This is a genomic window from Streptomyces sp. NPDC021562 (genome assembly GCF_040640875.1).
Classification (GTDB): Bacteria; Actinomycetota; Actinomycetes; order Streptomycetales; family Streptomycetaceae; genus Streptomyces.
This window is the reverse complement of sequence record NZ_JBFACN010000005.1, coordinates 222,859-243,617: the sequence shown is the minus strand read 5'-3', so window position 1 is coordinate 243,617 and position 20,759 is coordinate 222,859. Positions and strand designations below refer to the sequence as shown.

Below are 20,759 nucleotides of genomic sequence, written 5' to 3'. Positions count from 1 at the left end.
GTCGGGGGCGGCTGCGGGTGCGCGGGGGCTGATCGCGCAGTTCCCCGCCCCTGAAGGGGGCGCACTGCAGCTGCCCTGCTTTCAGGGGCGCGGGGAACTGCGCGACCAGCCACGACTCACCCGCGGCCGCCCGACGGCACAGAGCCGCTCCCCTTTGGGCGGCCCTGGCGCTCACCGGATGTGCGGGGCGCTGCGCGACCGCCCCCCGAACAGCTCCGCCTGCCGCTCGTCCGGCAGGTTCCCCAGCGTGATGAGGTGCGGCGCCGCCGCGAACCCCCGCTCCCGTGCCGCCCCCTTCGCCGCCCACAGCGCCCGCACGCTCCCCTGCACCCCTTCCGTCGGATACCCGGCGATCACGGTCGCGCACCGCACGGCGGCGTCCAACGCCCCTCCGGCGCCCGTCACTTCGGACACCAGCCCCACCTCGTACGCCCGCCGCGCGGAGACCCGCTCGGCGTTGCCCATCAGCACCATCCGCGCCACCTCCCCGTACGGCATCCGCTGGGCCATCAGCACCGACTCGTACGCGCTGACCATGCCGTAGGAGGTGTGCGGGTCGAAGAAGGTCGCCGTCTCGTCGGCGATCACGAAGTCGCACTCGCCCAGCAGGTAGAAGGCGCCCCCGCAGGCCATCCCGGCGACCGCCGCGACCACCGGCTTCCACAGGTCGTTCGTCTTCGGCCCGATCGCGAGCAGCGGATCGTCCTGGCTGTACGGCGACGAGGGCTGCGGCACCACCGCGTCCCGGTCGAGACCGGTGCTGAAGGCCCGGCCCCCCGCCCCGGTGAGGACGACGGCCCGTACCGCGTCGTCGAAGCGCAAGGTCCGCCAGGTGACGGTCAGTTCGGCGGCGGTCGGCAGGTCGATGGCGTTGAGCCTCCCGGGGCGGTCCAGGGTGACGACGGCGACCCCGGTCTCCTTGTCGGTCGCGACGCGCAGGGTCACGGCCGCTCCAGGACCCACTGCGGCAGACCGTCCGCGAAGACCGCCTGCACCCGGGCGCCGATCCGGATCCGGTCCGGGGAGACCGAGTTGAGAGGCGCTCCGGCCCCGCTGACCACGTTGCCCACCAGCCGCACCCGGGGCGCGTCGTCCAGCTCGACCACCACGACGTTGTACGGCGCCTGCGCGGCGTAGTCCGGCAGCAGCGGCGGGTGCGGGACGACGTACGACCAGATCCGGCCGCGGCCGCTCGTCGGCCGCCACTCGCTCGCGAAGGACCGGCAGTGCGGGCAGCACGGGCGGGGCGGGAACCGGGGTTCGTGGCAGTCGGCGCAGGCCTGGACGCGCAGTTCGCCGCGCGCCGCGTACTCCCAGAAGGGGGCGCCGTCGGTGTCGGTGACCGGTCGCAGCATCTCAGCTCCGGTTGGTGAGGAGGAGGGCGGAGGTCGGGACCCCTTCACCGGCGGTGACCAGGCAGCTGACGGCGCCGGGGACCTGCGCGGTACTGGTGCCGCGCAGCTGCTTCACGCCCTCGGTGATGAGGTTGAAACCGTGCACGTAGGCCTCGCTGAGGCCGCCGCCGCCGGTGTTGAGCGGCAGCCGGCCGCCGATCTCCAGGGCGCCCCCCTCCGTGAACGCCCCGCCCTCTCCCCGCCCGCAGAACCCGTACCCCTCCAGGGAGAGCGGGACGAGGGCGGTGAACGCGTCGTAGATCTGGGCGACGTCCACGTCCTCGGGGGTGAGGTCGGCGTGCTTCCACAGGTGCCGGGCGGCGGTCCAGGCGGGGCCGGTGAGGGGGTCGTCGTTCCAGTAGTTGACCATGCCGTGGTGCTGGGCGGGCAGGCCCTGGGCGGCGGCGTGGACGTAGACGGGGACCTTGGCGCAGTCCCGCGCCCGCTCCCGGGAGACGACCACGCAGGCCAGCGCGCCGTCCGTCTCCAGGCAGTTGTCGAAGAGGCACAGGGGCTCGCTGATCCAGCGGGAGGTCATGTACATCTCGCGGGTGAGCGGGCGGTCGTACATGATCGCGGCGGGGTTCTGGTTGGCGCGGTTGCGGCAGGCGAGGGCGACGTTGAAGAGGTGGTCGCGGGTGGCGCCGTACTCGTGCAGGTAGCGGCGGGTGAGCATGGCTATCTCGTCGGCGGGCCGGAGCAGGCCGAAGGGCCGGGTCCACTGGGCCGGGGTGGGGAGCTGGACGGTGGTGTTGGTCCAGGGGCGGGGGCCCGAGCCGCGCTTGCGGGACCGCCAGGCGACCCCGACCGTCGCCTGCCCGCTCGCGATCGCGGCGGCGAGGTGCGCGACCGTGGCGCAGGAGCCGCCGCCCCCGTACCCCACCTTGCCGAAGTAGGTCAGGTCGCCGAAGCCGACCGCCTTCGCCAGCTCCACCTCGTCCGTCTCCTCCATGGTGAAGGAGGCGAGGGCGTCGACCTCGCCGGGGTCGATGCCGGCGTCGTCGAGGGCGGCGAGGACGGCCCGGCAGGCGAGGGTCCGCTCGTCCTCGTCGAGCCGTTTGGCGAAGCGGGTCTGCCCGATCCCGACGATGGCGGTGGCGTCCTTGATGTCCCTGAGACCGGCCATGTGCCCGCACCTCCACGGCTGTCGCGGCTTGCTGACAGGCCGTCAGGCTACCGCTAATCTGACGGACAGTCAGCTATGCGTACGGGAGGCCGTGGTGCGCGGTGACATGGAGTGGGGGACCGTTCCGGGACTGGTGCGGTCGGCGGCGCGGCGGTACGGGGACGCCGAGGCGGTGGTGGACGGCCGGACCCGGATCGGCTACGCCGAGCTGGGCGCCCGGGTGGAACGGGCGGCGGCCGCCTGCATGGCCGCGGGCGTCGGGACGGGCGACCGGGTGGGCGTCTGGGCGCCGAACTCCCTGGAGTGGATCGTCGCGGCGCTGGGCGCGGTGTCGGCGGGCGGGGTGCTGGTCCCGCTGAACACCCGCTTCAAGGGCGCCGAGGCGGCGGACGTGCTGCGCCGGAGCGGGGCCCGGCTGCTGTTCGTGACGGGCACCTTCCTCGGCACCTCGTACGTGGCGTCGCTGCGCAGGGCGGCGGGGGAGGGGGCCGGGCCCGGTCCGCTGCCCGGCCTGCCGGAGCTGCGGGACGTGGTGGTGCTGGCGGAGGACGCGCCCGCCGACTTCCGCACCTGGAAGGACTTCCTGGCGGCCGGGGAGGGCGTCGGGGCCGGCGAGGTGGCGGCCAGGTCGGCCGGGCTGGACGGCGACTGCCTCTCCGACATCGTCTTCACCTCGGGGACCACCGGCCGCCCCAAGGGCGCGATGATCACGCATGCGCAGACCCTGCGCGCCTACGAGGTGTGGGCGGACCTGGCAGGGCTGCGCGCCGACGACCGCTACCTCATCGTCAACCCCTTCTTCCACACCTTCGGCTACAAGGCGGGCGTGATCGCCTGCCTGATGCGCGGCGCCACGATGATCCCGCAGCCGGTGTTCGACGTGGCGGCGGTCCTGGCGAACGTGGCGACGGAGCGGGTGTCGGTGCTCCCCGGGCCGCCGACCCTGCACCAGTCCCTCCTGGACCACCCGGCGCGCGACACCCACGACCTGTCCGCGCTGCGGCTGGTGGTGACGGGAGCGGCCGTTGTACCCCTGCGGCTCGTCGAGCGCCTGCGCGGGGAACTCGGCGTCGAGACGGTCCTCACCGCCTACGGCCTCTCGGAGGCGAGCGGGATCGTCACCATGTGCCGCCGGGGCGACGACCCGGCGGTGATCGCGTCGACCTCCGGCCGGGCCATACCCGGGACCGAGGTACGGGTGGACGAGGCCGGGGAGGTGCTGGTCCGCGGCTTCAACGTGATGCGCGGCTACTACGAGGACCCGGCGGCCACGGCCGCCACCCTGACCCCGGACGGCTGGCTGCGCACGGGGGACGTCGGGGTCCTGGACGCGGCGGGCAACCTCCGCATCACCGACCGCCTGAAGGACATGTTCATCGTCGGCGGCTTCAACGCCTACCCGGCGGAGATAGAGCAACTGCTCGCCCTGCACCCGGACGTCGCCGACGTGGCGGTGATCGGCGTACCCGACGCCCGCCTCGGCGAGGTCGGCAAGGCCTTCGTGGTCCGCCGCCCGGACGCCCCCCTGACCGCCGACGACCTGATCGCCTGGGCCCGCCGCGAGATGGCGAACTACAAGGTGCCGAGATCGGTCGACTTCGTCCACGACCTGCCGCGCAACGCGAGCGGCAAGGTGCTCAAGGGCGAACTGAGGGGCCGGCCCGTCACCGGCACCGGATGACGCGAGGCGCGCCTCCCCCACGGCACACCTCGGCCGCGGCGGCTCCCCCTCCGCGCCGCCGCGGCCGTCCCCGTCCGGGTGTGGTCCTTCGTCAGGCCTTCTGGTCCGTGGCGTGCGAGTTGTCCGGCGTGACGGTGGTGTCCGCGTCCGCCGCGAGGACGGTGCCGTTCAGCGGCTCGCTGGTGGCGTGGCTGTTCAGCGTCGTGACGTTCAGCGGCTCGCTGGTGGCGTGACTGTTCAGCGTGGTGATCTCGGCGTCCTCGGCGGTCGCCGCGCCGGCCTCGGCGGTCTTCGTCTCGTCGCTCATCGTTCGCTCCCCTGGATGTTTCTGACGCTGTGGGCAGGAACGCCCGCCCGGCGACTCCCCCGTAGGGCCGCCGGGCGGACGCGTCCGGGCCGCTACACCTTAAGGGCGCGACCTCCGGCCGAACCGTCTGCCCCCCGACGCGACGGATCGACACGACGAGAGTGCCGTCACGCGATAAACGAATGATGAACGCCCCGGCGGGCCGGACCCCGGCCCGCCGGCGAAGACCCCGCTCAGGCGACGGCGCCCGCCTTGAGCAGGGCCCTGACCTCCTCGGCCTCGGCCGCCCCGAGCCCCTCGAAGATGGCCAGGGCGTCGCGCCAGCAGACCGTCGCCCGGCCGGACTGCCCGATCCGGCTCAGGGCCTGGCCGAGCACCGTCAGCACGTTGCCGCGCCGCCATTCCCCGCCGATGCCGCGCAGCAGGGTGAGGGCGGACTCGGCGTTGGTCGCGGCCTGGGCCGGCTGCTCGGCCGCCAGGTCGAGTTCGGCGAGCCGGAACAGGGACATCCCCTCCCACAGCCGCATCCGGCAGTCCCGGAACACCTCGAGCGCCTCCTGGAGACGCTCGGCGGCCTGCTCGTACTGCCCGGCCTTGGTGAGCGCGAGACCCAGTGCGTAGCGGCCGTTGGCGCCCTTCAGGGCGTGCCCCATGGCGTCGTACATCTCCGTCCCCTGCTGGGCGAGCCGGACCGCGCTCGCGGTCTGCCCCATGGACAGCCGGATCCGGGAGAGGTTGCAGAGCGCGCTGGCCTCACCGGGCTCGTCCCCGCAGGCGCGGAAACTGTCGATGGCGCGGGTGAGGTGGGCCTCGCCGTCCTCCAGCCGGTTGTGGTAGATCGCGATGATGCCGAGCATGTTCGACGCCCAGCAGCCGGGCAGTGGGTCGTCCGCCAGGGCCGACAGCCGGACCGCCTCGCTCGCCTGCTCGTTCGCCAGCTCGAAACGGCCGATCAGATGGTGGCCGTTGGCCAGCGTGACCAGGGCGCGGCCCTCCGCCCGCACGTCCGCCGCGGCACGCGCCGCGTCCCGCACGCAGGTGGCCGTCGTCTCGTACTCCCGGGAGTTCAGCCCCGACTCCGTCAGGTCGACGGCCGCCCACAGCAGGTCCACGGCCCGCCGCAGCAGCCCCGGCGCCGTCGACTGGCGGACGCAGGCCAGCAGGCACATCGCCTCCGCGTAGAGCCAGTCCTGCGCCCGGTGGCGGTCCTGGAAGGCCAGCCCCGGGTACGCGGTGGCCTCCAGGTGGTCCACCAGCCGGTCGCCGGGCCGGTCGCTCGCGTACACCCCGGCCACCGTCGCCAGGTAGAAGTCCAGCAGGCGGGACGTCGCCGCCTCGCGCTCGCCCGGTGGCTGCTCGTCGCGTTCCGCGCATGCGCGGGCGTAGAGCCGGACCAGGTCGTGGAAGCGGTAGCGGCCCGGTGCCGCCGACTCCAGCAGGGAGGTGTCGACCAGGGCCTCCAGGAGGTCCTCGGTGTCCTCCGCCGGGAGGTCGAGGACCGCCGCCGCCGCGGCCAGGGAGATGTCCGGGCCGTCGGCCAGGCCGAGCAGCCGGAAGGCGCGGGCCTGGGCCGGTTCCAGTTGGCCGTAGCCCAGCTCGAAGGTCGCCTTCACCGCGAGGTCACCGGCCTGGAGCTCGTCGAGCCGGCGGCGTTCGTCGGCGAGCTTCGCCGCCAGCACCGACACCGTCCAGGTGCGGCGCGACGCGAGGCGCGACGCCGCGATCCGGATCGCGAGCGGGAGGAACCCGCAGGCCGCCACGACGTCCAGGGCCGCCTCGCGCTCCGCGGCCACCCGCTCCTCGCCGACGATCCTCGTGAAGAGCTGGAGCGCCTCCTCGGGGGACATCACGTCCAGGTCGACCAGGTGCGCCCCGGCCAGGTCGACCATCCGGACCCGGGAGGTGACCAGGGCCGCGCAGCCCTCCGTACCGGGCAGCAGCGGGCGTACCTGGGCCGCGTCCCTCGCGTTGTCCAGCAGGACGAGCACCCGGCGGCCGTCCAGGACCGAGCGGTACAGCGCCGCCCGGTCGTCGAGGGAGTCGGGGATGGCGGAGCCCGGCGTGCCGAGGGCGCGCAGGAAGGAGCCGAGGACCGTCTCCGGGTCCGCCGCCTGTGCCCCGGCGCCCTGGAGGTCGACATACAGCTGGCCGTCCGGGAAGGCCGCCCGCGCCTGGTGGGCCACGTGCACGGCGAGGGTGGTCTTGCCGACGCCCCCGATGCCCGCCAGCGCGGACACGGCCATCACCCGGCCCTCCGCCGAGGCCAGCACCTCGCTCAGCTCGGCGACGAAGGCGGAGCGCCCGGTGAAGTCGGGCACGGTCGCCGGGAGCTGGGCGGGGCGCACCGCGGCGGCGGGCGGCTCGGCCGCGGGGGCGGAGGGCTCCGCGAGGGCCGGGTCGGCCTGGAGGATCCGCTGCTGCAGCTCGCGCAGGCCGGGCCGCGGGTCCACGCCGAGTTCCTCGGCGAGCAGACGGCGGGTGTCGGCGTACACGGCGAGCGCCTCGGCCTGCCGGCCGCTGCGGTACAGGGCGAGCATGAGGAGTTCGCGGAGCCGCTCGCGGAGCGGGTGCGCGGCGGTCAGCGCCGTCAGCTCCGACACCGCCTCCGCGTGGCAGCCCTGCTCCAGGTCCATCTCCAGCCGCGACTCCAGCAGTTGCAGGCGCCACTCCTCCAGGCGGGCCCGCTGGGCGTCGGCGTACGGGCCGGGGACGCCCGCCAGCGGTTCGCCGTCCCACCGGGCCAGCGCCCGGTTCAGGACGTCCCGGGCCCGGCGCAGGTCCCCGGCGCTCTTCGCCTTCTCCGCCTCCGCCGCCAGGTCCTGCACGGTGGCCAGGTCCAGGGCGCCCTCGCCGAGCCCGCGCACCGCGTACCCGCCGGACTCGCTGACCAGGACCCCGGGGTCCAGGACCTTGCGCAGCCGGGAGGCGTACGTGCGGACCGCCGCCAGCGCCTGCGAGGGCGGCTCGGGACCCCACAGCGCGTCGATCAGCTCGGCCGCGGTCGCCGTCCGGCCCTCGCGCAGCAACAGGGCGGCGAGCAGTGCGCGTTGCTGCGGGGAGCCGGTGTTGAGCGGCTCCTCCGCCCGCCAGGCGCGCACCGGACCGAGCACGCTGAAGCGCAACGCCGCCGCCTCCGCCGCGGAGGAGGGGCGCCGCTGCTCCGGTACCCGCGGTCCACCGTCCATGCCCGTCCCCCCAGAGACCCGACTCACCCCGTCAGTTTGCCTTGTTCAGCCGGGTTGCGTCAGCCGGGCGAGACGCCGATCACAGGGCGACACGCGGTGGTCCACAGAGTGTTCACATGACGACGGCCCCCGTGAGCGGGCCGGTTTCCCGACGGAACGGTTCTTCCCGGAGCGGCCAGTTCGCCGTCGCGTACAGCTGACGAACCGTCATCACGACAGCTGACGGTTCGTCAGATCGGCGCTACCGTGAGCGCCATGGACAGTGACGACATCCAGGACGGCACCCTCCCGCTGATCATCTCCGTCGACGACCACACCGTGGAGCCGCCGGACGTCTGGCAGTCCCGCCTCCCGAAGAAGTACCTGGACACCGGGCCGCGCATCGTCCGTGCCCCGCTGCGGGAGATGAGCTTCCTCGGCGGCCGGTTCAAGCCCGTGATGGGCGCGCCGGGCGAGGACGGCCCGGTCGGCGACTGGTGGATCTACGAGGACCTGCACCGCCCCCTCACCCGCCTCGACACCGCCGTCGGCTACTCCCGCGACGAGATCAAGCTCGAAGTGATCACGTACGACCAGATGCGCGCGGGCTCCTACGACGTGCAGCAGCGGCTCGCCGACATGGACGTCAACCACGTCCAGTCCGCCCTCTGCTTCCCCACCTTCCCGCGCTTCTGCGGGCAGACCTTCACCGAGGCCGCCGACCGCGAGCTGGCGCTGCTGTGCGTGCGGGCCTACAACGACTGGATGGTGGAGGAGTGGTGCGGCCCGCTCGCCCAGGGCCGCCTGATACCCCTGATCCTCATCCCGCTCTGGGACGCCGAACTGGCGGCCGCCGAGGTCCGCCGCAACGCGGCCCGCGGGGTGCGCGCCGTCGCCTTCTCCGAGATACCCCCGCACCTCGGGCTGCCCTCCGTCCACACCGACGCCTGGGACCCCTTCCTCGCCGCCTGCGACGAGACCGGCACGGTCGTCGCCATGCACATCGGCTCCAGCAGCCGGATGCCCTCCACCTCCGAGGACGCACCGCCCGCCGTCGGCTCCACCATCACCTTCGCCAACTGCTGCTTCTCGATGGTCGACTGGCTGATGAGCGGCAAGTTCGAACGCTTCCCCCACCTGAAGGTGATGTACGCCGAGGGCCAGATCGGGTGGATCCCCTACATCCTGGAACGCGCCGACGTGGTCTGGGAGGAGAACCGGGCCTGGGGTGGGGTCGCCGACAAGGTCACCCGGCCGCCTTCCGAACTCTTCGCCGACCACGTCTACGGCTGCTTCTTCGACGACGCCTTCGGCCTGAGGAACCTCGACGCGATCGGCCTCGGCAACGTCCTGTACGAGACCGACTACCCGCACTCCGACTCCACCTGGCCGAAGTCGAGGGAGGTCGGCGAGGCGCAGATGGGTCACCTCGCACCGGAGGTGGTGGAGCGGATCGTCCGCGGCAACGCCATCGACCTGCTGGGACTGACCCCGGAGGGTCTGTGGGGCGGTCCGCGGTGACCGACTACGGCATCCAGCTCCCGGTCCAGTCCCAGTCCACGATGTACGCGGAGCGCTGGGAGGCCGGGGCGGGCGCCGCCGACCTCGTCGAGATCGCGCGGGCCGTGGACCGGGCCGGCTTCGCCTACCTCGCCGTCTGCGACCACGTGGCGATCCCGCGCCGGCTGGCCCCGGCGATGAGCACGGTCTGGTACGACCCCGTCGCCACCCTCGCCCACCTCGCCGCCGTGACCGAGCGGGTCCGCCTGCTCAGCCATGTCGCCGTCGTCGCGCTGCGCCATCCCCTGCTCTCCGCCAAGCAGTACGCGACCCTCGACCACCTCTCCGGCGGCCGGCTGATCCTCGGGGTCGGGGCCGGGCACGTACGGGAGGAGTTCGAGGTGCTCGGGGTGGACTTCCGGCGGCGGGGCGCGGTGCTCGACGAGACGATCGACGCGCTGCGGGCGGCGCTGGGGGCGGACGAGTTCCCGGTCCACCACGGGAAGTTCTACGACTTCGAGGAACTCGGCCAGCGACCCCGCCCCGCCCAGCGGCGGATACCGGTGTGGGTCGGCGGGTCCTCGCCGGCGGCCGTGCGGCGGGCCGCGCTCAAGGGCGACGGCTGGCTGCCGCAGGGCGACCCGAGGGACCGCCTCCCGGCCCAGATCGACCGGCTGCGGCGGCTGCGCGAGGACGCCGGAGCGACAGGGCCGCTGACGGTCGGCGCGATCACCGAGCCGCTGTACGTCGGCACGCCCGGCTGGGACGTCGGCCGCCGCACCCTCAGCGGCGCCCCCGAGGCCCTCGCCGAGTCGCTGCGGGCGTACGGCGCGATGGGCGTGGACCAGATCCAGGTGCGGTTCCGCAGCCGGGGCCGCACCGAACTCGTCGACCAGATCACCGCGTTCGGGGCCGAGGTCGCGCCCCACCTGACCTGAGGAGTGCGTGGCATGGGCAAGCTGGACGGGCGGGTCGTCATCGTCACCGGGGCGGCGCGCGGACAGGGTGAGCAGGAGGCGCGGCTCTTCGTGGCGGAGGGCGCGCGGGTGGTCGTGGCCGACGTGCTGGACGACCAGGGTGAGGCGCTCGCCAAGGAGATCGGGGCCGCCTACGTCCACCTCGACGTCGGCGTGGAGCAGGAGTGGGGGGCCGCCGTCGCCGCCGCGAAGAAGGCGTACGGCCGCCTCGACGGGCTGGTGAACAACGCGGGCATCCTGCGCTTCAACGCCCTCGTGGACACGCCCTTGGACGAGTTCATGCAGGTCGTGCAGGTCAACCAGGTCGGCTGCTTCCTCGGCATGAAGACGGTGGCGCCGGAGCTGGCCGACGGCGGGACCATCGTCAACACCGCGTCGTACACCGCGCTGACCGGGATGGCGGCGGTGGGCACGTACGCGGCGACCAAACACGCGGTGCTCGGCCTCACCCGGGTCGCCGCCCTGGAACTCGCCGACCGGGGGATCCGCGTCAACGCGATCTGCCCCGGCGCCATCGACACCCCGATGTCCAACCCGGCGCGGCTGGACCCGGACGCGGACCCGGCGGAGATGAGCCGCGCCCTGGACGAGCTGTACCGCAAGCTCGTGCCGCTGGGGCGGATCGGGCGGCCCGAGGAGGTGGCCCGGCTGGCGCTGTTCCTGACCTCGGACGACTCGTCGTACATCACCGGGCAGCCGTTCGTGATCGACGGGGGATGGCTGGCCGGGGTCAGCGTCATCTGACGTACCGTCAGCTATTGACCTTTCTGACGCGACGTCAGAAAGTCGTAGGACTCATAGGGACCACCTGAACTGGGGACGGTGAACCGCCTTGGAATTCGGGCTCTTTGTACAGGGATACGTGGGCAAGCGAGCCGAGACCGACCCGCTGGCCGAGCACAAGGCACTGATGGAGGAGACCGAGTACGTCATCCAGGCGGACAAGTCCGGCTTCAAGTACGCCTGGGCCTCCGAACACCACTTCCTGGAGGAGTACTCGCACCTGTCCGCGAACGACGTGTACCTGGGGTACCTGGCCCACGCCACCGAGCGGATCCACCTCGGCTCCGGGATCTTCAACCCCCTCGCCCAGGTCAACCACCCCGTGAAGGTCGCCGAGAAGGTCGCCATGCTCGACCACCTCACCGGCAACCGCTTCGAGTTCGGCAGCGGACGCGGCGCCGGCTCCCACGAGATCCTCGGGTTCATACCGGGCGTCACCGACATGAACTACACCAAGGAGATCTGGGAGGAGACGATCGCCGAGTTCCCCAAGATGTGGCTCCAGGACGAGTACCCCGGCTTCCAGGGCAAGCACTGGCAGCTGCCGCCGCGCAAGGTGCTGCCCAAGCCGTACGGGAAGTCCCACCCGGCGATGTGGTACGCGGCCGGGTCCCCGCCGTCGTACGCCATGGCCGCGAGGAAGGGGCTGGGGGTGCTCGGGTTCAGCATCCAGAAGGTCTCCGACATGGAGTGGGTGCTGGAGCAGTACAAGACGGCGATCGTGAACGCCGAGCCGGTGGGGGACTTCGTCAACGACAACGTGATGGTGACGACGACCGCGATCTGCGCGCCCACGCACGACGAGGCGATCCGGATCGCGGCGTCCGGCGGGCTGCACTACCTGCCCTCGCTGGTGTTCCGGTACCACGACACGTTCCCGCGGCCCGAGGGGTTCCCGGAGTGGCCGGAGACGCTGCCCGAGTACACCCCGGAGTTCGTGGAGCTGCTGGTCGAGGAGGAGTTGCTGATCTGCGGCGACCCCGACGAGGTGCTGCGGCAGTGCAAGCGGTGGGAGCAGGCCGGGGCCGACCAGTTGAGCTTCGGGCTGCCGGTGGGGGTGCCGAAGGAGGAGACGTTGCAGACGATCCGGCTGATCGGGGAGCACGTGATCCCGAAGATCGACACGGATCCGGTGCACCGGACGACCCGATTCCGGGGTGCCGCGTAGTCGCCGTCGCGGGGTGCGGGTGCGTTGTGGCTGGTCGCGCCCACGCGGCGGAGCCGCACATCGATACAGCCCCGCGCCCCTAAGTAGGCATGCCTCACGGACTCAAGGAGTCACCCCATGCTCGATCACGTCATCAAAGGGGCGACGGTTGTCGACGGCACCGGCGCGCCCGCTTTCGTCGCCGACGTCGGTATCCGCGACGGCCGGATCGCCACCGTGGGCACGGTCGCCGAGGAATCCCGTAGCAGTGAGGACGCCGCCGGGCTCGTCCTCGCCCCCGGCTTCGTCGATCCCCACACGCACTACGACGCGCAGCTGTTCTGGGACCCGTACGCCACCCCCTCCCTCAACCACGGGGTGACCACCGTCGCCGCCGGGAACTGCGGCTTCACCCTCGCACCCCTCAACCCCGCCCGCCCCGGCGACGCCGACTACACCCGGCGCATGATGTCCAAGGTCGAGGGCATGTCCCTGGTCGCGCTGGAGGAAGGGGCGCCCTGGAGCTGGAACTCCTTCGGGGAGTACCTGGACGCGCTCGACGGGCGGATCGCCGTCAACGCCGGTTTCATGGTGGGGCACTGTGCGCTGCGGCGGTACGTGATGGGTCCCGACGCGGTCGGCGGGCAGCCCAGCGCGGAGCAACTGGCCGAGATCGTGCGGCTGGCGCACGAGGCGATGGACGCGGGAGCGTGGGGTTTCTCCACCACCCAGTCCAGCACCCACTCGGACGGGGACGGGCAGCCCGTCGCCTCCCGGCATGCCCGCCCCGCCGAACTGCTGGCCCTCGCCAAGGCGGTGGGCGAGCACGAGGGGACGCAGATCGAGGCGATCGTCGCCGGGTGCCTGGACCAGTTCAGCGACGCCGAGATCGAGTTGTTCGCCGAGATGAGCGCGGTGGCCGGGCGGCCCCTGAACTGGAACGTGCTGACGGTGGACGCGGCCGTGCCGGAACGGGTGCCCCGGCAGCTCCGGGCCGGCGAGCGGGCACGGAAGGCGGGCGGCCGGGTGGTGGCGCTGACCATGCCCATCCTCACGCCGATGAACATGTCGCTGGGGACCTTCTGCGCGCTGAACCTCATCCCCGGCTGGGGCCCGATCCTGGGGCTGCCGGTCCCGGCACGGATCGAGAAGCTGCGGGATCCCGCGGTGCGGGCGGAGATGCTGGCGCGGGCCGGGTCCAAGGAGGCCGGGGTGTTCCGGCGGCTCGCGAACTTCGGGCGGTACGTCATCGGGGACACCTACAGCGAGGCGAACGCCGGGCTCACCGGCCGGGTGGTGGGGGACATCGCCCGGGAGCGCGGCCAGGAACCCTTCCACACCCTGGTGGAGATCTGCGCCGCCGACGACCTGCGGACCGTCCTGTGGCCCATGCCCACCGACAACGACCCCGCCTCCTGGGCGCTGCGCGCCGAGACCTGGCAGCACGAGGACGTCCTGCTCGGCGGGTCCGACGCCGGGGCCCACCTGGACCGGATGTGCGGGGCGCCGTACACCACCCGGTTCCTCGGGGACTGCCTGCGCGGCCGGAAGCTGCTCGGTCTCGAACAGGCCGTGAAGATGCTGACCGACGACCCCGCCCGGCTCTTCGGGCTGCGCGAACGCGGGCGGATCGCGGAGGGCTGGCACGCGGACCTGGTGCTCTTCGACCCGGAGCGGATCGCCGCGGGACAGGCCACCCTGGTGCACGACCTGCCGGGGGACAGCCCGCGCCTGGACTCCAGGGCGATCGGGGTGCGGGCGGTGTGGGTCAACGGCGTCGAGGCCATCCGCGACGACGTGGTGAGCGGTGCCGTACCGGGGAAGGTGCTGCGGTCCGGACGGGACACCAGGACGGTGAGCACCCGGTGAGCACGGCGGCCGAGGGGCAGCGGCTGTTCGTCGGGGGCGCCTGGGTCGAGCCGGACGCCGGGCACTACCCGGTCGTCGACCCGGCGACCGAGGAGACCGTCGGCTGGGCTCCCGAGGCCTCCGAGGAGCAGGTGCTGGCGGCCTGCGCGGCGGCCCGGGAGGCGTTCGGGGCGTGGTCGCGGACGCCGGCGGGGGAGCGGGCGGCGGTGCTGGGCCGGGCCGCCGACATCGTCCGGGGGCGGCTGGGGCCGTACACGGAGCTGGCGCGGGCGGAGACCGGGGCGACCACCGGGACGGCGCGGGCGATGCAGGTGGGGGTGGCCGCGGCCCGGTTCCGGCGGTACGCCACCGTGGAGCCCGCCGAGTGGGCGATCGCACCGCAGATCAACGAGGCCGGGCCGATGGGGAAGGCCGGGGTGATGGGCGCGCTGGCCGTACGGCAGCCGGTCGGCGTGGTCAGCTGCATCACGTCGTACAACAACCCGTGGGCCAATCCGGCGGGCAAGGTCGCGCCGGCGCTGGCGATGGGCAACACGGTGGTGGTGAAACCGGCCCCGCAGGACCCCCTGTCCGTCTACCGGATGGCGGAGGCGCTGGAGGCGGCGGGCGCCCCGCCGGGCGTGCTGAACGTGGTCTCCGGGCGGTCCACCGGGGTCGGCGAGGCGGCCGTCGCCTCCCCGGACGTCGACATGGTCAGCTTCACCGGGTCCACGGCCGTCGGGCAGCGCATCGCCGAGGTGTGCGGGCGGGACATGAAACGGCAGCTGATGGAGCTGGGCGGCAAGGGCGCGGCGGTGGTCTTCGACGACGCGGACGTCGGCTCGGCCGTCGCCGGGATCGGCACCACCTACTCCTTCTACAGCGGGCAGATCTGCACGGCGCCGACGCGGGTGCTCGTGCAACGCGGCCTGTACGACCGGCTGGTGACCGAACTGGCGGCGTACGCGCGCCGGTTGCCGGTCGGGGACCCGGCGCGACCCGGCACCGTGGTGGGGCCGGTGATCACCTCCGAGCACCGGGCGCGCGTCGAGTCGTACGTCGAACTCGCCCGCAAGGAGGGGGCGACGGTGTTGGCCGGTGGCGAACGCCCCTGTCTGGACCGCGGGTTCTATGTCGCCCCCACCCTCCTCGCCGACTGCACCAACGACATGCGGGCGGCCCGTGAGGAGATCTTCGGCCCGGTCGTCTCCGTGGTCCCCTTCGACGACGAGGAGGAGGGCATCGCCCTCGCCAACGACTCCGACTACGGCCTCATCGACTACGTCTGGTCGGGGGACGTGGCGCGGGCCTTCCGGGTGGCGCGGCGGCTGCGGGCGGGCGGGGTCGGCATCAACACGGTGGGCCGGAACATGGAGGCGCCGTTCGGCGGGTTCAAGAAGAGCGGGGTGGGCCGGGACGTGGGCTCGTACGCGCTGCACGCCTACAGCGAGGTGCAGGCGATCGTCTGGCCCGGATGAGGTGTTACCGGCCGGTCACCTGCCCCTTCGGGCTCGGGGAGGTGTCCTCGGCGGGCAGAGATCGTGAAAGTGGCCGCACGGGCGGGAACGGGTCCGTAGCGTCCGGGGCACAGGGGGGACGGCTGGTTTCCGGTTGATCGACGTCCGGCCGTCCCCTCCCCTGCACACGCACGTCCCTTGCACACGCACGGAATCCTCCGGAGACCACTCCATGAAGCTCGCCAAGAGAATCGCCCTGACCACCACGGCCGTCGCCGCCACCGCGGCCGCCACCGCGCTGGGTACGACCGCCGTCCAGGCCTACTCCGCCCGGCCCGCCCACTTCCCGGCCGTCCACGCCCCCGCCGCCCTCGCGGTGCCCGACGGCAACAGGCTGACCGGCGTCTACGCCGCGCACGGCGTGCAGACCTACACCTGCACCGACGGCGCCTGGAAGCTCCTGGAGCCCGCCGCCACCCTCTCCGACAAGCGTGACCGCGCCCACCGCCCGGTCGCCCTGCACTCCCGTGGCCCGGTCTGGGTCTCCACCGTCGACGGCAGCGCGGTCAACGCCTCGGCGATCGCCAACTCCCCCAAGGACGGCGCCGTCCCCGAGCTGCTCCTGAAGGCCACGGCCACCCGCGGCGCCGGCACGTTCGAGGGCGTCACCTACGTCCAGCGCCTCGACACGGAGGGCGGCGTGGCCCCGGCGGCCGCCTGCACCGGCACGGACCAGATCTCGGTGCCGTACGCGGCGACGTACGCGTTCTACAAGGCCGCCAGCTGAACCAGCGGCCGTCCTGGTCGTCCTAGTCGGTGAGATCGACCCGGATCGTCAGGAGCTGCGTGCCCAGGGCCTTCACGGCCATGCTGTTGCCCTTGGGCAGGGTGCGCAGCCGGGCGACCGGGTCGTCGTCGGGCAGCAGGTGGGCGGTGCCGTGGTGCCACCGCCCGCCGATCCGCACCCGTACCCGCGGATCGGCCTGGATGTTCCGCACGTACTGCGACTTCGTCCCGAACTCCGACACCAGCCAGAAGCTGTCCCCGACCCGCCGCCCGCCGAGTGGCGTCCGCCGGGCCTGCCCGGACACCCGCCCGGTGGTCTCCAGCAGGGTCTGGAAGGGCATGAGCCGGGTCAGCGGGTTGGCGACGTGCCGCTGGAAGGCGGTGGTGATCCGGAATCTGCGGTCGGACATCGTTCCCCTGCCTACAGGTTGGTGAGCCGGTGGGCTTTGCGCGCCGACATGACGTTCTTTGACAGAATCGGGCACGCAGGCCCGGTTCCGTACACGTTCTCCTTCTCGAATGTCGGTGCGCCCCCCGCAGGATCACAAGCTCCGCACAGTTTCGAGGAGAACCACCGTGTTCCGACACCCCCTCCGTCCTGTCGCGGCCGCCGCCGCCGCGCTCGCCGCCGTCGGCGGCCTGACCGCCGCGACAGCGGGCCCCGCCTCGGCCTCCCCGGCGTCCCGTTCCCGGCACGTGCTGCTGCTGTCGGTGGACGGCCTGCACCAGTCCGACCTGGCCTGGTACGTGGCCCGGCACCCGCGTTCCGCGCTCGCCCGGCTGGCCGGCGGCGGCGTGGAGTACACCCATGCGAGAACCACCGTCCCCTCCGACTCCTTCCCCGGCATGGTGGGCCAGCTGACCGGCGGCGACCCGGGCGTCACGGGCGTCTACTACGACGACACCTACAGCGACGCCCTGCTCCCGGCCGGCACCACCCACTGCGCGGGCGTCAGGCCGGGCGCCGAGGTCGACCTCACGGAGGACCTCGACAGGAACCAGAACTCCCTCGACGCGGGCCAGGGCCTGTCCGACCTGCCCGGCGGCATCCTGAACATGACCGGTGACGCCGCCCGCCTCATCGACCCGGCGAAGCTGCCCGTCGACCCGAAGACCTGCAAGCCGGTCTACCCGCACTCCTACCTCAAGGTGAACACGGTCTTCGACGTGGCCCGCGAGGCCGGGCTGCGCACCGCGTGGTCGGACAAGCACGTCGCCTACGAGATCCTCGACGGGCCGTCCGGCAAGGGCGTCCAGGACCTGTTCGCACCCGAGATCAACAGCCAGGCCGTCGGCTACCCGGCCGGCCAGGACTGGACGAAGGACAACGCGGCCACCGAGCAGTACGACGCGTACAAGGTGAAGGCCGTCCTCAACGAGATCGACGGCCACGACCACAGCGGCGCCCACCGCACCGGCGTCCCGGCGGTCTTCGGGATGAACTTCCAGTCGGTGTCCACCGCCCAGAAGCTGCCGGCCTCCGACGGCCTGCCGGGCGGTTACACCGCGCCCGGCACCCCCGGCCCGCTCCTCGCGAAGAACCTCGCCTTCGTCGACCGGGAGGTCGGGGCGTTCCTCGCCGAGATCCACCGGCGGGGTCTCGACGGCAGCACGACCGTCATCCTGTCCGCCAAGCACGGCCAGTCGCCCACCGACCCGAAGGCGCTGACCCGCATCGACGACGGGCCGCTGCTCGACGGGCTCGACGCCGCCTGGAAGGCCGCCCACCCCGGCGCCGGTGACCTGGTCGCCCACGCCGTGGACGACGACGCCATGCTGCTGTGGCTCAGCGACCGTTCCCAGGCGGCCACCGCGTTCGCCAAGGCCTACCTGCTCGCCCGGTCCGGCACCGGCAACGGCATCGACGGAGCGGCCAAGCCGTTCACGGCGAGCGGCCTGAAGACCGTGTACGCCGGTGCGGCCGCCGCCCGGTACTTCCACGCCCGGCCCGGCGACCCGCGCGTGCCCGACCTGTTCGGCATCGCCCAGTACGGCGTGGTGTACACGGGCGGCAAGGGCAAGATCGCCGAACACGGCGGAGCAGCCGCCGACGACCGCGACGTGCCGCTCGTCGTCTACGGCGCCGGCACCCCGCACGCCGTGCGCGTCGACGCCCCGGTGCGGACCACGCAGATCGCACCGACGATGCTGCGCCTGCTCGGCCTGGACCCGCACGCCCTGGACGCCGTCCGCATCGAGCACACCCGGTCGTTGCCGGTCCGCTGACCAGGCAGGGGAGCGCCTCGCCGGCCGCCGTCGTCTCCGGCGGCCGGCACGGTCACCGTCCGCCGGACGACTTCACCATGTCGAGCAGACCACCGAAGGCCTTGGCACCGACGGTGAGGACGCTCCGGGGCGGGTCGGCGTCGGCTATGCGGACGAGGGCGGGGGTGGTGGATATGTGGACGCAGGCCTCTCCTTCTTGGCAGTAGGACGACTTCCGCCAGGGGGGTGTGGGCATGCCGACTCCTCACATGTTCTGGATGATGGCGTGGATCAGGTCACGGGACTTCTCGGGGCTGAGGGCGGTGGCTTCGACGACGTCCAGGAGGCGTCGGTACTTCTCCAAGTGGGCCTCGGCGTCGAGCAGTACGGGACCGTGGAACTGGTCGAGTTGGACCGTGTCCAGCTCCGCCACGGGACCGCACAGGTAGTTGATGGACTGTCCTGATCCCGGGAAGGCGCCGACGTCGAAGGGAAGCACCCGCAGGGTGATGTGATCCCGCAGGCTCATGCTGATCAGGTGCCTGAGCTGGTCGCGGGCCACTTTTCGGCCGCCCACCCGCATGTGCAGGGCGGCTTCGTGGATGACGGTGCTGTACGGGTTCGGGTCCTTCCGGAACACCACGTCCTGGCGTTTGATCCGGTGTGAGACGCGGTGCTCCACTTCCGGCGGGGTGGGAGCCGGGATCGCCTTGCTGAAGATCTCCCGGGCGTGTTCGGCGGTCTGGAGCATGCCCGGGATGTGAGCCGTGAAGGCGGTACGGACAGCTGTCGCGTGGTGTTCCAGTTCGGCGAGGGTGAGCAGTCCGGAAGGAAGCACCTCGCGGTACGTCTCCCACCACCAGCCGCGTGTCTTCTCCGCGGCCATGTCGGCGAGGGCGTCGACGTAGGGCTGGTTCGTGCACGAGTAGAGGTTGGCCATGGCCCGGACACGGTCAGGGCTCACTCCGAACCTGGCCGACTCCACATTGCTGAGTTGACCCGAGCTGGTACCGAGCATCTGGGCCGCCTCCGTGGAGGTCAGGCCCGCCCGCTCACGGAGTTTGCGCAGCTCGGTGGCGAGCCGGACGCGTCGGGCCGTCGGCGCGGGCCGTGGCGTCATGAGTGCTTCCTCCTAGCGGACGTACAGCGAGCTTGTCACTCACACGAGGGAGATGAGGGCGAGATCCTTCGAAAGCTCGCAAAGCTGCTTTGCGGAGCCCCTATCTTCGTCTCAGGCGCCACGCCTGGAAGCGCTCCGTGGGACGCCACGGCACAGACACCAGGCATCTGTGGAACTCCCCTCTGCGACCGGAGACTTCCCGTGGCCACCGTATCCCCGTCCTGGGCGTACACCCTGCACCTTCCGCACGATCCACGCGCACCGGGTATCGCGCGGGGCACCCTGAGACTGGTCCTCGCCGCGCACGGGCTCCCGGAGCTGGCCCCGACCGCGGAGCTGGTGGCGGCGGAGCTCCTCGCGAACGCGCACTGTCACACGAAGGGACCGTACGCGCTCCGGCTCCGCTCGGCCGACAACGGCCGCCTCCGCGTGACCGTATGGGACACGGATCCCCACCTCCCGCCCGGTTTCTCGACCGCCCCCGCCCCACCACCCCCACCCGACGCCGAGCACGGCCGCGGCCTGCCCCTGGTGCGGGCCTGTGCGGACCGGTGGGGCGCGTCGGTCCTGCGTGAACTGGGCACGTCGAAGGGCGGCAAGGTGATGTGGGCGGAGTGCGGAGCCGGGGCGGGGGCGTGGTGACCAGGGCCATACTGGGAGCTGGAGCGATGTCCGTCCCTCAGGAGCTGATCATGAGCGCACAGCCCGAGCACGGCTGGGGAGCGATGCCCCTCCCGGAGATCCGGACCGTGGACGACCTGCGCAGCGCGCTCAGCCGCTACGGCTTCCCAGGCGATCGCGAGCGCTTCGAAGCGGAGCTGGCGGCCGCCATAGGAGCCTCCCCGACCAATGACTTCGCAGGCGCGGCGGCGGTGGTCCGCGCCTATCGGCACCGCGTCCTGATCAGGAACTCGGCCGAGATCATGACGGCTCTGGAAGAGGCGCGAGCCGAAGGCGGCGACGGGTGAAAGAGGTCCCGCTGGAGGAGGCCGAGCCCGCGAGGAAGGCGTTCGGGGACCTCACGGAGGGGGAGCGGGAAGTGGTCCGGGAGGCGCTCGCCGCCATCGCCCAGAACCCGGCGACAGGCCGCGAGATCCCCGGGTGGCGGCCTCCGTCCGTGGAGTACACGTACACCACTCCGCTTGCCCGCGACTCCGCAGAGGCGATTACGGTCGTGTACACGCACACCCCGGGCATGGGCGTGACCGTCGTGTACTACTTCCGAGATCCACAGGTAGTGGACTGACACCGTGACCCGTTCCGC

20 protein-coding genes are annotated in these 20,759 nt (G+C 72.6%); 12 read left to right on the top strand and 8 right to left on the bottom strand.

Annotated features, from left to right (window positions below):
- Positions 1-171: 171 nt before the first annotated feature.
- Genes AB0G52_RS10060 through AB0G52_RS10050 form a run of 3 tightly spaced genes read right to left on the bottom strand, consistent with a single transcriptional unit; the run spans position 172 to position 2,520 of the window.
- A complete protein-coding gene (locus tag AB0G52_RS10060) occupies positions 172-945 on the bottom strand; it encodes an enoyl-CoA hydratase/isomerase family protein (RefSeq protein ID WP_361335511.1) in 774 nt (257 codons plus the stop codon).
- On the bottom strand, positions 942-1,355 hold the full coding sequence (locus tag AB0G52_RS10055) for an OB-fold domain-containing protein (RefSeq protein WP_132891599.1): 414 nt from the start codon (positions 1,353-1,355) through the stop codon (positions 942-944). The genes AB0G52_RS10060 and AB0G52_RS10055 overlap by 4 nt, the downstream gene beginning before the upstream one ends.
- A gap of 1 nt (position 1,356) precedes the next feature.
- Positions 1,357-2,520, bottom strand: coding sequence for a lipid-transfer protein (locus tag AB0G52_RS10050; RefSeq protein WP_361335508.1), 1,164 nt, complete (start codon positions 2,518-2,520; stop codon positions 1,357-1,359).
- Positions 2,521-2,614: 94 nt separating this feature from the next.
- On the opposite strand from AB0G52_RS10050, the gene AB0G52_RS10045 reads away from it, so the two are divergent.
- Complete coding sequence (locus AB0G52_RS10045; RefSeq protein WP_361335505.1) at positions 2,615-4,201, top strand: FadD3 family acyl-CoA ligase; 1,587 nt, start codon at positions 2,615-2,617, stop codon at positions 4,199-4,201.
- A 91-nt stretch (positions 4,202-4,292) separates the two neighbouring features.
- Here the strand turns inward: AB0G52_RS10045 and AB0G52_RS10040 are convergent, their stop codons facing one another.
- Positions 4,293-4,508 carry a hypothetical protein gene (locus tag AB0G52_RS10040; protein WP_132891597.1) on the bottom strand — a complete coding sequence of 72 codons (216 nt, stop codon included), beginning with the start codon at positions 4,506-4,508 and terminating at the stop codon, positions 4,293-4,295.
- Positions 4,509-4,741: 233 nt separating this feature from the next.
- The gene (locus tag AB0G52_RS10035; RefSeq protein WP_361335501.1) at positions 4,742-7,693 is read right to left on the bottom strand and encodes a BTAD domain-containing putative transcriptional regulator; all 2,952 of its coding nucleotides are present in this window, start codon (positions 7,691-7,693) and stop codon (positions 4,742-4,744) included.
- 255 nt (positions 7,694-7,948) lie between these two features.
- Here AB0G52_RS10035 and AB0G52_RS10030 point away from each other — a divergent pair, with 255 nt between their 5' ends.
- The 7 genes from AB0G52_RS10030 to AB0G52_RS10000 all read left to right on the top strand — a co-directional run bounded on the left by AB0G52_RS10030 (position 7,949) and on the right by AB0G52_RS10000 (position 16,171).
- Entirely contained in the window at positions 7,949-9,193 is a 1,245-nt protein-coding gene (locus AB0G52_RS10030; protein ID WP_361335498.1) for an amidohydrolase family protein, read from the top strand.
- Entirely contained in the window at positions 9,175-10,110 is a 936-nt protein-coding gene (locus AB0G52_RS10025) for an LLM class F420-dependent oxidoreductase (protein WP_361335495.1), read from the top strand. Before AB0G52_RS10030 ends, AB0G52_RS10025 begins: the two co-directional genes overlap by 19 nt.
- A gap of 12 nt (positions 10,111-10,122) precedes the next feature.
- The gene (locus tag AB0G52_RS10020; protein WP_132891594.1) at positions 10,123-10,893 is read left to right on the top strand and encodes an SDR family oxidoreductase; all 771 of its coding nucleotides are present in this window, start codon (positions 10,123-10,125) and stop codon (positions 10,891-10,893) included.
- A gap of 88 nt (positions 10,894-10,981) precedes the next feature.
- Positions 10,982-12,100 (top strand): LLM class flavin-dependent oxidoreductase, encoded by a 1,119-nt coding sequence (locus tag AB0G52_RS10015; RefSeq protein WP_132891593.1) that lies wholly within the window; start codon positions 10,982-10,984, stop codon positions 12,098-12,100.
- A 117-nt stretch (positions 12,101-12,217) separates the two neighbouring features.
- A complete protein-coding gene (locus AB0G52_RS10010; RefSeq protein ID WP_361335492.1) occupies positions 12,218-13,948 on the top strand; it encodes a D-aminoacylase in 1,731 nt (576 codons plus the stop codon).
- Positions 13,945-15,405 (top strand): aldehyde dehydrogenase family protein, encoded by a 1,461-nt coding sequence (locus tag AB0G52_RS10005; protein WP_361335489.1) that lies wholly within the window; start codon positions 13,945-13,947, stop codon positions 15,403-15,405. The genes AB0G52_RS10010 and AB0G52_RS10005 overlap by 4 nt, the downstream gene beginning before the upstream one ends.
- Positions 15,406-15,616: 211 nt before the next feature.
- Positions 15,617-16,171 (top strand): DUF3455 domain-containing protein, encoded by a 555-nt coding sequence (locus tag AB0G52_RS10000; RefSeq protein ID WP_361335486.1) that lies wholly within the window; start codon positions 15,617-15,619, stop codon positions 16,169-16,171.
- Positions 16,172-16,193: 22 nt separating this feature from the next.
- Here AB0G52_RS10000 and AB0G52_RS09995 read toward each other — a convergent pair whose 3' ends face one another.
- Positions 16,194-16,580, bottom strand: coding sequence for a nitroreductase/quinone reductase family protein (locus tag AB0G52_RS09995; RefSeq protein ID WP_132891589.1), 387 nt, complete (start codon positions 16,578-16,580; stop codon positions 16,194-16,196).
- A 166-nt stretch (positions 16,581-16,746) separates the two neighbouring features.
- On the opposite strand from AB0G52_RS09995, the gene AB0G52_RS09990 reads away from it, so the two are divergent.
- On the top strand, positions 16,747-18,396 hold the full coding sequence (locus AB0G52_RS09990; protein WP_361335483.1) for an alkaline phosphatase family protein: 1,650 nt from the start codon (positions 16,747-16,749) through the stop codon (positions 18,394-18,396).
- Positions 18,397-18,448: 52 nt separating this feature from the next.
- Here the strand turns inward: AB0G52_RS09990 and AB0G52_RS09985 are convergent, their stop codons facing one another.
- Together AB0G52_RS09985 and AB0G52_RS09980 are read right to left on the bottom strand one after the other, a co-directional pair.
- A complete protein-coding gene (locus AB0G52_RS09985; protein ID WP_361335480.1) occupies positions 18,449-18,631 on the bottom strand; it encodes a DUF397 domain-containing protein in 183 nt (60 codons plus the stop codon).
- A gap of 9 nt (positions 18,632-18,640) precedes the next feature.
- Positions 18,641-19,495 carry a Scr1 family TA system antitoxin-like transcriptional regulator gene (locus tag AB0G52_RS09980; RefSeq protein WP_361335477.1) on the bottom strand — a complete coding sequence of 285 codons (855 nt, stop codon included), beginning with the start codon at positions 19,493-19,495 and terminating at the stop codon, positions 18,641-18,643.
- Positions 19,496-19,696: 201 nt separating this feature from the next.
- Here AB0G52_RS09980 and AB0G52_RS09975 point away from each other — a divergent pair, with 201 nt between their 5' ends.
- From AB0G52_RS09975 to AB0G52_RS09965, 3 genes are read left to right on the top strand one after another with little or no spacing between them, the layout of a single operon-like run.
- Entirely contained in the window at positions 19,697-20,137 is a 441-nt protein-coding gene (locus tag AB0G52_RS09975; protein WP_361335474.1) for an ATP-binding protein, read from the top strand.
- Between the two features lie 26 nt (positions 20,138-20,163).
- On the top strand, positions 20,164-20,463 hold the full coding sequence (locus AB0G52_RS09970) for a hypothetical protein (protein ID WP_361335471.1): 300 nt from the start codon (positions 20,164-20,166) through the stop codon (positions 20,461-20,463).
- A complete protein-coding gene (locus AB0G52_RS09965; RefSeq protein WP_361335468.1) occupies positions 20,460-20,741 on the top strand; it encodes a hypothetical protein in 282 nt (93 codons plus the stop codon). Before AB0G52_RS09970 ends, AB0G52_RS09965 begins: the two co-directional genes overlap by 4 nt.
- Positions 20,742-20,759 lie beyond the last annotated feature (18 nt).